Annotated in this window: 10 protein-coding genes and 1 pseudogene; 8 read left to right on the forward strand and 3 right to left on the reverse strand. The window is 64.5% G+C overall.

Annotated features, from left to right (window positions below; translation table 11 throughout):
- The first annotated feature begins 28 nt into the window (after positions 1–28).
- The 8 genes from RGUI_RS19495 to RGUI_RS21590 all read left to right on the forward strand — a co-directional run bounded on the left by RGUI_RS19495 (position 29) and on the right by RGUI_RS21590 (position 8,358).
- Positions 29–3,433 carry an indolepyruvate ferredoxin oxidoreductase family protein gene (locus RGUI_RS19495; RefSeq protein ID WP_081535863.1) on the forward strand — a complete coding sequence of 1,135 codons (3,405 nt, stop codon included), beginning with the start codon at positions 29–31 and terminating at the stop codon, positions 3,431–3,433.
- 139 nt (positions 3,434–3,572) lie between these two features.
- The gene (locus RGUI_RS19500; protein ID WP_081535864.1) at positions 3,573–4,445 is read left to right on the forward strand and encodes a lysophospholipid acyltransferase family protein; all 873 of its coding nucleotides are present in this window, start codon (positions 3,573–3,575) and stop codon (positions 4,443–4,445) included.
- A 4-nt stretch (positions 4,446–4,449) separates the two neighbouring features.
- Complete coding sequence (gene murI, locus RGUI_RS19505) at positions 4,450–5,262, forward strand: glutamate racemase (RefSeq protein WP_081535865.1); 813 nt, start codon at positions 4,450–4,452, stop codon at positions 5,260–5,262.
- A 52-nt stretch (positions 5,263–5,314) separates the two neighbouring features.
- Positions 5,315–6,343 carry an N-acetyl-gamma-glutamyl-phosphate reductase gene (gene argC / locus RGUI_RS19510; protein WP_081535866.1) on the forward strand — a complete coding sequence of 343 codons (1,029 nt, stop codon included), beginning with the start codon at positions 5,315–5,317 and terminating at the stop codon, positions 6,341–6,343.
- A 12-nt stretch (positions 6,344–6,355) separates the two neighbouring features.
- Complete coding sequence (gene ccmE / locus RGUI_RS19515; protein ID WP_081535867.1) at positions 6,356–6,805, forward strand: cytochrome c maturation protein CcmE; 450 nt, start codon at positions 6,356–6,358, stop codon at positions 6,803–6,805.
- A 241-nt stretch (positions 6,806–7,046) separates the two neighbouring features.
- On the forward strand, positions 7,047–7,658 hold the full coding sequence (locus RGUI_RS19520; RefSeq protein ID WP_081535868.1) for a holin-associated N-acetylmuramidase: 612 nt from the start codon (positions 7,047–7,049) through the stop codon (positions 7,656–7,658).
- The gene (locus RGUI_RS19525; RefSeq protein WP_081535869.1) at positions 7,649–8,209 is read left to right on the forward strand and encodes a holin family protein; all 561 of its coding nucleotides are present in this window, start codon (positions 7,649–7,651) and stop codon (positions 8,207–8,209) included. The genes RGUI_RS19520 and RGUI_RS19525 overlap by 10 nt, the downstream gene beginning before the upstream one ends.
- A complete protein-coding gene (locus RGUI_RS21590) occupies positions 8,206–8,358 on the forward strand; it encodes a hypothetical protein (protein WP_156883037.1) in 153 nt (50 codons plus the stop codon). Before RGUI_RS19525 ends, RGUI_RS21590 begins: the two co-directional genes overlap by 4 nt.
- 100 nt (positions 8,359–8,458) lie before the next feature.
- On the opposite strand, the gene RGUI_RS19530 is transcribed toward RGUI_RS21590, so the two are convergent.
- The 3 genes and pseudogenes from RGUI_RS19530 to RGUI_RS19540 form a co-directional block, all read right to left on the reverse strand.
- Positions 8,459–9,400 (reverse strand): DmsC/YnfH family molybdoenzyme membrane anchor subunit, encoded by a 942-nt coding sequence (locus tag RGUI_RS19530; protein ID WP_081535870.1) that lies wholly within the window; start codon positions 9,398–9,400, stop codon positions 8,459–8,461.
- 10 nt (positions 9,401–9,410) lie between these two features.
- On the reverse strand, positions 9,411–10,208 hold the full coding sequence (locus tag RGUI_RS19535) for a 4Fe-4S dicluster domain-containing protein (RefSeq protein WP_081535871.1): 798 nt from the start codon (positions 10,206–10,208) through the stop codon (positions 9,411–9,413).
- Positions 10,205–13,089 (reverse strand): annotated as a pseudogene (locus tag RGUI_RS19540) (molybdopterin oxidoreductase family protein). The gene RGUI_RS19535 and the pseudogene RGUI_RS19540 overlap by 4 nt, the downstream one beginning before the upstream one ends.
- Positions 13,090–13,227: the final 138 nt, after the last annotated feature.

Here is a 13,227-nt window from a genome sequence, read left to right on the forward strand (position 1 = left end):
GCAAGTCGCAATCTCAGGGGAGGATGCCATGGTCCGTCAGGACATAAGCTTGCACGACAGATACGATCTTGCCAAGTCGCAGGTCTTGCTGAACGGAACGCAGGCGTTGGTGCGTCTGATGCTGATGCAGCACGCCCGCGACCGGGCGGCAGGATTGAACACCGGCGGATACGTGACGGGCTATCGTGGTTCGCCACTTGGCGCGGTCGACATGCAGATGACGCGGGCCCGGGCAGAACTGGAGGCCGCGCAGGTGCTGTTCCAGCCCGGGCTGAACGAGGATCTGGCGGCCACGGCGCTTTGGGGCACGCAGCAGGCTGAATTGCGTGGTGAGGGCAAGTATGACGGCGTCTTCGGCCTTTGGTACGGCAAGGGACCGGGGGTGGATCGTTCCGGCGATGTGATGCGGCACGCCAACCTTGCGGGCACCTCGCCCCATGGCGGGGTCCTGATGGCGATGGGGGACGACCACACCGGCGAAAGCTCCACCACCTGCCACCAGTCGGACTGGGCGATGGTGGATGCCTACATCCCGGTGCTGTCCCCGGCGGGCGTGCAGGAAATCCTCGATTTCGGGCTTTATGGTTACGCGCTGTCGCGCTTTGCGGGGGTGTGGGTCGGCCTTAAGCTGATGAAGGACACGGTCGAAGTGACATCGGTCGTTGACGGCGGCCGGGACCGGATGGCGTTCGTGACGCCCGATTTCGACATGCCACAAGGCGGGCTGAACATCCGCCTGAACGATCACTGGGTCGCGCAGGAGGCCCGGCTGGTCGATCACAAGCGCTTTGCCGCCGAGGCGTTCGCCCATGCCAACGGCATCGACCGGCGGGTCTGGGGCAAACCGGGGGCGAAGATCGGGCTGGTCGCCGCGGGCAAGAACTGGCTGGACCTGGTTCACGCGCTGGGCCTTTTGGGGATCGATGAGGCCGAGGCCGAGCGGCTGGGGATCACGACATACAAGGTCGGTCAGACATGGCCGCTTGACATGAAAGGGTTCGCGGGCTTCGCCGAAGGGCTAGACCTGATCGTTTGCGTCGAGGAAAAGCGCAAGCTGATCGAGGTGCAGGCGAAAGAGGCGATCTTCCACGACCGGCGTGGGCGGCGCATCATCGGCGCCCAGAACGAGCGGGGCGAGGTTCTGTTTCCGACCCGCTACGCGATCGACCCGGTGATGATCGCGGAAAAGCTGGGCGAGGTTCTGATCGCGGAAGGGCGCGGATCGGACCGCCTGACCGCCGCGCTGGAGCGGATACGCGAGGCACGCCGCGCCGACAATGCCGAGGATATGGCGGCACGGCTGCCCTATTTCTGCGCGGGCTGCCCGCACAACACCTCCACCCGCATCCCCGACGGGTCGCGCGCCTATGCGGGGATCGGCTGTCACATCATGGCGATGTGGATGGACCGGGAGACCAGCGGATACACTCATATGGGCGCCGAAGGCGCGAACTGGATCGGCGAGGCGCCGTTTTCCAACCGGCCCCATGTGTTCCAGAATATCGGCGACGGCACCTACAACCATTCGGGTCGGATGGCGATCCATGCGGCCGTCGCGGCTGGGACCAACATCACCTACAAGGTGCTCTACAACGATGCCGTCGCCATGACCGGCGGGCAGGGCAATGACGGGGGCCTGAGCGCGCAACAGATCGTGGCCGAATTGCTGGCGATGGGGGTCAAGCGGGTCGACGTCGTCTACGACGACAAAGAGGATGTCGACCCGAAGAGTTTCCCCGCCAGTGTCGCCTGTCACCCCCGTGCCGACCTGATCGCGGTGCAGGAAGACCTGCGCGAGATCGAGGGCGTCACGGCCATCGTCTATATCCAGACCTGCGCGGCCGAGAAGCGCCGCCGCCGCAAGAAGGGCGCCTTCCCCGATCCCGATACCCGCGTCTTCATCAACACCGATATCTGCGAAGGCTGCGGCGATTGCGGGGTGCAGTCCAACTGCGTGGCCATCATCCCGGTTGACACCGAATTCGGCCGCAAGCGCGCCATCGACCAGTCCGCCTGCAACAAGGATTTCTCTTGCCTCAAGGGGTTCTGCCCGTCCTTCGTGACGCTGAAAGGCGCCACGGTGCGAAAAGAGGCGACGGCGGAAATCGACATCGGCGATCTGCCCGAGCCGGAGCTTCCGGCCATCGACGGCACCCACAACATCGTCATCACCGGCGTCGGCGGCACCGGCGCGGTGACCATCGGTGCGATCCTTGCCATGGCCGCCCATGTCGATGGCAAGGGGGCGGGGATGATGGAGATGGCGGGCCTCGCCCAGAAGGGGGGTGCTGTGCATATCCACTGCCGGATTGCCGAGCGGCCGGAGGACATCGCCGCCATCCGCGTGGCGACCGGAGAGGCCGATGCGGTGATCGGTGGCGATCTGGTGGTAACGGCCGGGGCAAAGGCCATCGGTCTGATGACGTCGGGGCGGACGGGCGCGGTGGTCAACAGCCATGACATCGTGACCGGTGCCTTCACCCGCGATCCGGAATTCCGCGTGCCCTCCGACCGGCTGGAGGTCGCGCTTCAGGCCCGGCTGAAGGATCGGTTGCAGTTGCTCGACACGACGGAACTGGCGCAGCGCCTGATGGGCGACACGATCTATGCCAACATGATCGTCACGGGGGCCGCGTGGCAACATGGCTTGATCCCGCTGAGCCATGAGGCAATCACCCGCGCGATCGAGTTGAACGGGGCCGGCGTTGCGGGCAACCTGCGCGCCTTCGAGATCGGACGCTGGGCGGCGGTGAACCCGCAGGCGGCGGCGCAGGTGGTCGCAAGCCATATGGTCGCCCTGCCAAAGACGCTGGACGACAGGATCGAGAGCCGCACGGCACATCTGGCGTCGTATCAGTCTGCGCGGCTGGTCCGCAGGTATCGCCGTTTGGTCGACCGGGCCGGGGATGCGCGCCTGAAAGAGGCCATCGCCAAGGGCTATCACAAATGTCTTGCCTACAAGGACGAGTATGAGGTCGCGCGGCTGCATCTGGAAACGGCCGACAAAGCGCGGGAGGAATTCGCAGGCGATTTCGAAATCACCTATCACCTCGCGCCGCCGGTTTTGTCGGGCACCGATGCCGCCGGGCGGCCCCGCAAGCGCGGCTATGGCAAGGCGATGGAGCGCGGGTTCCGGCTGCTGGCGTCGATGCGCCACCTGCGCGGCACGCCGCTCGACCCATTCGGCTGGCAGGAGGAGCGGCGGCGGGAACGCGCGCTGATCCGTCAGTATGAGGCCGATATGGACGAGGTTCTGAACGTGGTCACACCCGACACGCTGGACACCGCCATCGCCCTTGCGGAGCTGCCGCTGACGATCCGCGGTTTCGGCCCGGTCAAGGCCAAGGCAGAGAAGGAAGCCGCCGCGCGGCGTGACGAACTGTTGGCCGCGTTCCGTGCCGGTGCGGCGCCGGTTCAGGTGGCAGCGGAATAGGATGCCAACCCTTGTGCCCGCTGCGACGCTTTCGGAACAAGTTGTGGCGAAGCTGTCATAAGAACTTTGCGAAGGCCCCGATTCGGTGTAGCTGCAAACGTTATCCGGCGCGGGGCCGGGCGCTTGTCGGGGGACGGCCATGCAGGGCCACGTCGCGCGGGATATCAGCTATGCCACGTCCGCCCGGACGCGGCGGGGCCGCGCCCTGATCCGGGTTCTGGAAAACGCGACGGGACGGATCGGTCTGATCCGCAGGGCCCGGGGTTATGAGCGCGAGGTCGAGCAGGGCCGCGATTTTTGGGACGTGATGGTGGACCGATATGGCCTGACGCTGGATATCGCCGGGGGCAGCCTGGACCATATCCCGGCTTCTGGCCCCCTGATCCTGATCGCGAACCACCCCTACGGCATTCTCGACGGGCTGATGATGGGGCATATCCTGTCCCATGTGCGGGGCGATTTCCGTATCCTCGCCAATTCGGTCTTTAGAAAGGCCGAAGCCCTGAACAAGGTGATCCTGCCGATCACGTTCGAGGACACCCGCGCCGCGCAGCAGTTAAACATCCAGACCCGCAAGGCGGCGCTGGACTATCTGGCCCAAGGTGGGGCGATCGGCGTGTTCCCCGGCGGGACCGTATCGACATCGCTTCGCCCGTTTTCCTGCCCGATGGATCCGGGGTGGCGCAGTTTCACCGCGCGGATGGTGGCAAAGTCGGATGCCACGGTCGTTCCGATGTTTTTCGACGGGCATAACTCTCGCCTGTTCCAACTGGCCAGCCATCTGCATGAAACATTGCGCCTTGCGCTGCTGATCAACGAGTTCCGGGCGCGGTTGGACGAACCCGTTCGGGTCGTCATCGGCCAGCCCATCGACCGGGCGCGGCTGAATGCCCTTGGCGGTGATACCAAGGCGATGATGGATTTCCTGCGCAACTCAACCTATGAGTTGTCTCCGACACCTCTGAAGTCGTTCGATTACGGCTACGAGTTCGATCAAAGATACAAGGCATAGGGCTATGGCGGTTGGCGTTTTCGATTCCGGTCTGGGCGGGCTGACGGTTCTGGATGCCGTGTCGAAGCGGTTGCCCGATGTGCCGTTCGTCTATTTCGGTGACAACGCCCATGCCCCCTATGGCATCCGCGATGCGGAAAACGTCTATGACCTGACCACCGCTGCCGTCAGCCGGTTGTTCGAGGCCGGCTGCGATCTGGTGATCCTGGCCTGCAACACGGCCTCTGCCGCTGCCCTGCGCCGGATGCAGGAAAGCTGGGCGCCGGAGGATAAGCGGGTGCTGGGCGTGTTCGTTCCGCTGATCGAGGCGCTGACGGAACGGCGCTGGGGCGACAACTCCCCCCCGCGGGAGGTCGAGGTAAAGCATGTGGCCCTGTTCGCCACGCCCGCGACGGTGGCCAGCCGGGCCTTCCAGCGCGAACTGGCGTTCCGCGCCATCGGTGTGGATGTGGAGGCGCAGCCCTGTGGCGGACTTGTCGATGCGATCGAGGAAGGCGACGAGATGCTGGCAGAGGCGCTGGTGCGCAGCCATGTGGAGGCCCTGAAACGGCGGATGCCACACCCCGAGGCCGCGATCCTTGGCTGCACGCATTACCCGCTGATGGAAAAGGCGTTTCAGGACGTGTTGGGGCCTCAGGTCAAGGTCTATTCGCAGGCCGATCTGGTGGCCGAAAGCCTTGCCGACTATCTGGCTCGCCACCCCGACATGCTTGGCGCCGGGACCGAGACGATGTTCCTGACCACCGGTGACCCGGCGACCGTGTCGGACAAGGCCACGCAATTCCTGCGACGACGCATCGAATTTCGCGCCGCCTGATTGCGACGCGCCTGGAACGCGTCTAGATACCCATAAATCGCAGGAAGAACCGATGACCCATTCCGTCGCCATACTTGGCGCCTCGGGCTATACCGGGGCAGAACTTGTCCGGCTGATCGCCACCCATCCCGACATGCAGATCGTCGCCCTCTCGGGCGAACGTAAGGCGGGCCAGCCCATGGCGGCCGTGTTCCCGCATTTGCGCCATCTCGACCTGCCCGATCTGGTTAAGATAGAAGATATCGATTTCTCGGGCGTCGATCTGGCCTTTTGCGCGCTGCCCCATGCGACCTCGCAGGCGGTGATCAAGGACTTGCCGCGCGATCTGAAGATCGTGGATCTTTCCGCCGATTTTCGGCTGCGCGACCCGGCGGAATACGAGAAATGGTATGGCAAACCCCATGCCGCGGTCGAGATGCAGGCCGAGGCCGTCTATGGCCTGACCGAATTCTACCGCGATGAGATTCGCGCAGCGCGGTTGGTGGCGGGCACCGGATGCAATGCGGCGACCGGGCAATACGCCCTGATCCCGCTGATCCGGGCGGGCGTGATCGACCTTGACGAGATTGTGATCGACCTCAAGGCGGCGGTCTCGGGGGCGGGGCGGGCGCTGAAGGAAAACCTGCTGCATGCGGAACTGTCCGAAGGCTATCACGCCTATGCCGTGGGCGGGATTCACAGGCATTTGGGGGAGTTCGACCAGGAATTCTCACGCGCTGCGGGCCGCAAGGTCGAGGTGCAGTTCACCCCCCATCTGATCCCGGCCAATCGCGGGATTCTGGCCACCGTCTATGTCCGGGGCGAGGCGGAGGCGATCCACGGGGCCTTGGCAAACGCCTATGAAGGTGAAACCTTCATTCAGGTTTTGCCGTTTGGCGAACATCCCTCCACCCGGCATGTGCGCGGTTCCAATTTCGCGCATATCGGCGTGGTGGCGGACAGGCGGCCGGGCCGGGCGATGGTGATCGCCGTGCTCGACAACCTGACCAAGGGGTCTTCGGGACAAGCGATACAGAACGCCAACCTGATGCTGGGGAGTGCGGAGGAGACTGGGCTGATGCTGGCCCCATGCTTCCCCTGACGGAGAGAGACGATGCGCGGACTAAAGAAACAACGCCGGATTCAGATCATCATCGTGGCCTTCGTGGCGCTGGCCGTGTCGACGGGCCTGATCGGCTATGCGATGCGGGACGGGATCAACTTCTACCGCGAACCGAGCCAGGTCATCGCATCGCCGCCGCCGCCGACGGAGGTCTTCCGCATCGGTGGGCTGGTGATGGGCGGCAGCCTGCAACGCGGGCAGGGTGAGACCATCAGGTTTGAAGTGACCGACAATGCCGGCGCTGTGGTGCCCGTGGCCTTTACCGGCGTGCTGCCTGATCTCTTCTCGGAAAATCAGGGCACGATTGCGACGGGGCGCTTGGTTGACGGCGTCTTTGAGGCGACCGAGATCCTTGCCAAGCATGACGAAAGCTACATGCCCAAGGAAGTTATCGATACCCTGAAGAAAAGTGGCGAGTACCGCGATCCCAACGGCAGCTAGGCACTTCCGGCCTGCACCCCGCGGTGGGGTGTCCCGTGCCACGAAGGTGCAGGGGTCTTCCGGGACGAGAAACACAGACCTTGCCGGTCGTGCCGGACCAAGAACGCGCCTGATGCCTGAGCACGGAAGAACAGGGCCGCGACCGTCACCATCCGGCTAACCCGCCGAACGGTCGCGCACGCACATCTCAACCCTTTCGGCAGACAGTTCCCCCGGTTTCCAATTCAGACCGGGGGACAACATGAAAACCGTCCGAGACCTAGCGCGGGAAATCGTCAACCGCGAAGGGGGCTACGTCAACGATCCCGACGACCCCGGCGGCGCCACCAAGCACGGCGTGACGGTGCATACCATGCGCCGGATGGGTATGGACCTGACCCGCGACGGCAAGGTCAACTGGAAAGACGTCCAGGCGCTGAGCAAGGACCAGGCCGTCGACATCTTCATCGAGCACTATTTTCACCGTCCGCATGTGGATGCCCTGCCGGACTGTCTGCAACCGTCGGTCTTCGACATGTATGTGAATGCCGGGGCCAATGCCGTCCGCATCCTTCAGGACGTCCTGAACGAGATGGGGCAGTCGGTGTCGGTGGACGGGATCATCGGCCCGCAAACCATCCAGGCCGCCCGTTCCGCGGCGCGGGATGCACCCGATCATATCGCCGACGTCTACGGCATTGCCCGGCGCAACTATTACTACGCCATTGCCGACCGCCGCCCGGCCAGCCGCAAATATGCAACCAACCGCGAAGGCGGCAAGGGCGGCTGGATCCGCCGGGCCGAGGAATTCATCTCGCCCCGCCATCATCTGACGGACGCAGAACATCGCGAACGGGTGCGCGCATGGGGATAGTGCAAAGCGTCGCCGGTGCGCTGGTGGGCAATGGCGCCAATGTGGTGAAGGAAGCGGCGGAGGTCTTCCGCGTGAATGCCGACGAGGCCGACCAGCGCAGTTTCGAATTGCAGCGTGCCGTGCTGGAGGAATTCGCCCATGAATTCGCCAACCCAAAGCGGAGTTTCTTCGACACGCTCATCGACGGGATGAACCGCTTGCCCCGGCCGCTCATGGCGCTTGGTACGGTGTTTCTGGCTGTCTCTGCCATGGTTGATCCGGTGTGGTTCGCCGCGCGGATGCAGGGGGTTGCGCTGGTGCCAGAGCCGCTTTGGTGGCTGCTGGGGGCCATCATCAGCTTTTACTTTGGCGCACGCTATCAGGCGAAGGGGCAGGAGTTTCAGCGCTCCATCGCCGAAAGCATGGCGCTGGCCCCGGTCGTCGTGCGCAACCTCGACATGCTGCGGGCGTTGTCGGACGACCGGAACGCAACGGCGAAGAGTTCAGACGCCCCGATCAAGACGTCTGGCGCCAGCAACCCGGCCCTCGCGGAATGGAGGGCGGACAAATGACGCTCGACCCCGAAATGGCCGCCGATCTCTGCGCGCTTCTGGCCTTGGGCAGCGTCATCATCTTTCTGGGGCGGCATCACACCGGCAAAGCCGGGGGCGGGTTGATGCTGATCCTGATTGCCATCGGGGTGGCACTCGCCTTCCTGTAGGGATTGCGGAGTGCGGGGGCATTTCGGCCCCGCCCGACAACGGCCCGGGACGATTTGCGTTCCGGGCCCTTGCCTTTTCAGGCCTTGAGTTGAGGGGGCCTCAGACCCTCGACCGGGAATAGTAGAGCATCGACAGATGCTGCGCCTCTGCGAAGAACAGCCAGCGTTCGATCAGCACTCCGACCCCGGCCGAAAGCACTGCAAGCACAAGAAGAAACGGGGCCGCGCCGCTCAGAAAGAACGCGACCACGACCATCGCCAGCGGCACACCGAAGAGCGTCGCCATCATCAGCATCCGCAGCCGGGTTGCATGGCGGCGTGCCACCTCGAACCCCATTTCGCGCATGACGAAGTTCGGCATCGTATGCGGCGGGTCAAGCGGTGTGATCTCCGCCCCCTCCGGCATGCCGAGGGCCATGGCCCGTGTGTACTGCTTGGGCTCGACATCCAGACGTTCGAAATAGCAGCGTTTGAGGGCAAGCCCCCCGACGAGGCTGAGGGCCGCGGCAAAGGTGGCGGTGACCGAGACCCCGGCGAACATCGACAGGATCGCATCAAGCAAAAGCGCCCCGCTTGCCGCCCCCAGCACCAGATAGATCGACGGCACGATGGAGTGATGCCATTGCGGGATTGTCCTGAGAGATGCGTAGATCATGCCGGAGCAATAGACCGTGGCCACGGCACCGAGGGCTGCAAGGATCGCGGCCGGGGTCGTCCATGCCGGACCGGCGCCGAGAACCCAGAGCAGCCCCAGGGCACCGGCGGGCACATAGGTCGCCACCGCGGCGACCCCTTCGCGCGCGAGCCAGGAACTGCGCCACTGGCTGAGCGCGCGCCAAGCGCGTTCCGGGTGGCCCAGATGGAAGGTTGAGGAGACAAGCCCGGCGGTGATCAGGGCGAGTGCCAGGCCCAGACCGACGAGGGCGGCCCATGGGCTTTCGGGCAGGCTGCCGGTCAGGTGCGCCACGCACAGCCAGAACAAAAGGCCATAGCCCGCGCCGGACGAGGTCGTGAAGAAGATGACGGAATACGCTGGATGCATCGTTCAGACCTCAGTTCGACAGGGCCCGGTCTACCCAGGCGAAGAATTTTTCCAGGGTAACCGTCTTGTCCGGCTGCGGCGCGGGGGAGGCAGACAGGGGGGCAACGCGTTCCGCGGCGTCGGCGCTTGCCGGATGGCCGGGCTGGTGATGCCGAAGCTGCGGTGTCGGCCCGTGGCGTGGCGGCAGATACCGGTTGACCGGCTTGTAGCCGAACGCCTCCAGCAAGCTGACACCGCCGCGATCCTCTGCTGCGGCACAGACCGCGCTGGTCGGGTCGCTGTAATCGCCGAAGGCCCGTGCGCCCGTTGGGCAGGCCCGGACACAGGCGGGGATGCGATCCTCTTCGGGGATCGTTTCGTTATAGATACGGTCCACGCAAAGCGTGCATTTCTTCATCACGCCATCGTCGTGGTCGTATTCCCGCGCGCCATAGGGGCAGGCCCAGGAACACAGCTTGCAGCCGATGCAGGTATCGGGATTGACCAGAACGATGCCGTCTTCCTCGCGCTTGAACGAGGCGCCGGTGGGGCAGACGGTCACGCAATCGGGCGTTTCGCAATGCAGGCACGACCGCGGGAAATGCAGCGTGCGCGACCAGCCGTCGGCCTCGACCTCGAACGAATGGACGCGGTTCAGCCACGCGCCCGACGGATCGGCGCCATAGGGGTCGTGGTCGGACAGGGGCGCGCTGTAGCCGCCGGTGTTCCATTCCTTGCAACTGGTGACACAGGCCTGACAGCCGACGCAGATGTCCAGGTCGATGGCCAGACCGAGTTTTCGGCCCGTCGTCTTGGGAAGCGAGGTCATTGGCCCTTCCTCCTGAACTCTCTACCGAAGGACAGCTTGTCCGGTGACGGGGGCAACCCGCCGCGGCCCAACGGCTCGAACCGGGGTTCGCTCTCATGCGTTCCGTCCGCCTTTGCGATGTTCACGCGCAGATCGAACCATGCCGCCTGCCCGGTGATCGGGTCGGAGTTGGAGTAGCGATACCCCCCACCGCCCTTCGGCAGGAGTTCCGAGATCAGGTGGTTGAGAAGAAAGCCCTCCTTGCTTTCGGGGGCGTCCTCGGACAGGCCCCACGCGCCCTTGCGCTTTCCGATGGCGTTCCACGTCCAGACGGTGTCGGGGTTGACGCCAGACATCAGCCGCACCTGGCATTTGACGCGGCCCAGATGGGAGGAAATCCACACCCAATCGTCATCGGCAACGCCGATTTTCTTGCCCACGTTGCGATGGATATAAAGCCGGTTCGCCGCCGTGATCTGGCGCAGCCACGCGTTCTGGCTGCCCCACGAATGATACATGTGCATGGGGCGCTGGGTGATGGCGTGCAGCGGAAACTTGACCGTGTCGACGGCCGTGGTTTCCAGCGGTTCGTACCAGAAGGGCAGCGGGTCGAAATATTTTTCGATCCGCGGCCGGTGGGTGTCGGGGGGTGCCGGTCGCCATGCCCCCGTGCCGCGAGGCGGAAGGCCTGCAGCGGTTCGGAGTAAAGCTGAAAGATCGTTGGGTTGGTTTCCGCGCGAAAGCCCATCGCGGCCGCCCATTGAAGGTAATCGCGGTTGGCGTGCTTGAAATAGGCCTGTTCGGGTTTCAGGTGATGGGCGAAGAAGGCGCCATTGTCGATATAGCGTTCCAACTGATTGGGGTTCGGCTCCCCCCGCCCGGATTTCGACCCGTCGGTGCCGCGCCACCCGGCCAGCGGGCCGATGCCCGGCTGGCGTTCGTGATTCACCATGTAGTCCGGGAAGCCGCCGGGATATTTCGGCGACCCGTCGGGATTGGCAAAGCCCGGCAGCTTCAGCCGCGCGCCAAGCTCGATCACCACCTCCTGGAACCCGCGCACGTCGCGGTCGGGCGCCACCACCGGCCAGCGGATCGAATCCGCCGCGATGTCGGCCTCGGAAATCGGCCGGTCGAGAAGCGAGATACAGTCCCACCGTTCCAGATAGGTGGTATCGGGCAGGATCAGGTCGGCATAGGGCACCGTTTCCGAATAGTAGGCGTCGGAATAGATGATCTTGGGGATGACGTAGTCGCCGTTCTCATCCTTCTTGGTCAACGCGTCGATGGTGCCCGGCACGTTCATCGACGAGTTCCACGCCATGTTGGCCATGTACATGAACAGGACGTCGATCTTGTAGGGGTCGCCCGTGGCCGCATTGTTGATGACCATGTGCATCAGCCCGTGGGACGACATCGGCGCATCCCAGCTGAACCCCTTGTCGATCCGCGCCGGCGTGGTGCCGTCCAGCAGCAGATGCTCCGGCCCCAGCGGGAAGCCCAGATGCGGGCCGCCCAGCGGTTCCTGCGGGCGCACATCCTTGGGCGCGCCGCGCGGCAACAGCCAAGGCGGGGCCTCTTTCGGGTAGGGCGGCTTGTAGCGGAAGCCGCCCGGGCAATCGATGGAGCCCAGAAGGATCTGCAGGATGTGGATCATCCGGCAGGTCTGGAAGCCGTTGGAATGGGCCGAGATCCCGCGCATTGCGTGCATCGAGATCGGGCGCCCGATCATCTTGTCATGCTTGCGCCCCGTCCAGTCCGTCCAAGGCTGGTCCAGCACGATTTCCTGCTGGAACGCGACCTCGGCCAGTTCCGCGGCGATGCGCCTTGTCTGTTCGGCCGGCACGCCGGTGACCCCGGCCACGTTTTCGGGCGAATAGTCGTCCGACAGGTAGCGTTCGGCCATCAGTTCAAAGACGGGGCGGGCGCTGCGCCCGTCGGGCAGGGTGCGCCGCCCGGTCAGGGCCGGCTTCTGGGGCAGGTTTTCTGTCCGTGCCTGATCCTTGCCGGTGAACCCGCAGCCCGCAAGCGCGCCAGTCGCGGTGTCAAAGAGCAGCGGCTCTCCGGCGTCGTCGCGGGCGAAAAGCCCGTCATCGGCCGCCCCGGGATCCTCGATCACCAGCCAGGGCGCGTTGGTATAGCGCACGAGATAGTCCAGATCGATGGTCTGGTTCCGGAACAATTCGTGGATCAGGGCGCCGACGAACAGCGCATCTGTTCCGGGGCGGATGCCCACCCAGTCATCGGCCACGGCGTTGTACCCGGTGCGCACGGGGTTGACCGACACGACCTTGGCGCCGCGCGCCTTCAGCTTGCCGATGCCGATCTTGATCGGGTTGGAGGCGTGATCCTCCGCCACGCCGAACAGCATGAAATATTTCGTGTGGTCCCAGTCGGGATCGCCGAATTCCCAGAACGCGCCGCCAAAGGTGTAAAGCCCCCCCGCCGCCATGTTCACCGAACAGAACCCGCCATGGGCGGCAAAGTTCGGCGTGCCATACTGCATCGCCCAATAGCCGGTCAGCGACTGGCTCTGGTCCCGACCGGTGAAGAAGGCCAGCCGCTTGGGGTCGGTCTTGCGCACTTCGCCCAGCCAGTCCGTGGCCAGCGTCAGCGCCTCCTCCCAGCTGATTTCCTCGAACTCGCCGGAACCGCGCGGGCCAACACGCTTCATCGGGGCGCGCAGGCGGGCGGGGGAATAGTGCTGCATGATCCCGGCGGAACCTTTTCCGCACAGGACGCCCTTGTTGACGGGATGGTCGCGGTTGCCCTCGATATAGCGGACCTTGCCGTCACGGATGTGAACATTGATCCCGCAGCGGCAGGCGCACATGTAACACGTTGTCTTGCGCACCACGTCACCGACGGGTTGCTGCAATTCAGATACTGGTGGTTGCGACACGATCCCTCCCTTGATCGATCGGAGCCCTATGGGACAACGCCGCTGCGCAGCGCCGCCGTCACCCGATTGTTAACACGCGAATCGTCCCCTGTCGGAAGAGAAATTCAATCGCTTCAAATCCGATACCCTCCCTTGGGGTTC

The organism is Rhodovulum sp. P5, from assembly GCF_002079305.1.
In the GTDB taxonomy this organism is placed as follows: Bacteria; Pseudomonadota; Alphaproteobacteria; order Rhodobacterales; family Rhodobacteraceae; genus Rhodovulum.

Excerpts from the sequence above, each read along its gene's own strand:
- RGUI_RS19495 (WP_081535863.1), top strand. The coding sequence starts at position 29 with ATGGTCCGTCAGGACATAAGCTTGCACGACAGATACGATCTTGCCAAG.
- RGUI_RS19500 (WP_081535864.1), top strand. The coding sequence starts at position 3,573 with ATGCAGGGCCACGTCGCGCGGGATATCAGCTATGCCACGTCCGCCCGG.
- murI (WP_081535865.1), top strand. The coding sequence starts at position 4,450 with ATGGCGGTTGGCGTTTTCGATTCCGGTCTGGGCGGGCTGACGGTTCTG.
- argC (WP_081535866.1), top strand. The coding sequence starts at position 5,315 with ATGACCCATTCCGTCGCCATACTTGGCGCCTCGGGCTATACCGGGGCA.
- ccmE (WP_081535867.1), top strand. The coding sequence starts at position 6,356 with ATGCGCGGACTAAAGAAACAACGCCGGATTCAGATCATCATCGTGGCC.
- RGUI_RS19520 (WP_081535868.1), top strand. The coding sequence starts at position 7,047 with ATGAAAACCGTCCGAGACCTAGCGCGGGAAATCGTCAACCGCGAAGGG.
- RGUI_RS19525 (WP_081535869.1), top strand. The coding sequence starts at position 7,649 with ATGGGGATAGTGCAAAGCGTCGCCGGTGCGCTGGTGGGCAATGGCGCC.
- RGUI_RS21590 (WP_156883037.1), top strand. The coding sequence starts at position 8,206 with ATGACGCTCGACCCCGAAATGGCCGCCGATCTCTGCGCGCTTCTGGCC.
- RGUI_RS19530 (WP_081535870.1), bottom strand. The coding sequence starts at position 9,400 with ATGCATCCAGCGTATTCCGTCATCTTCTTCACGACCTCGTCCGGCGCG.
- RGUI_RS19535 (WP_081535871.1), bottom strand. The coding sequence starts at position 10,208 with ATGACCTCGCTTCCCAAGACGACGGGCCGAAAACTCGGTCTGGCCATC.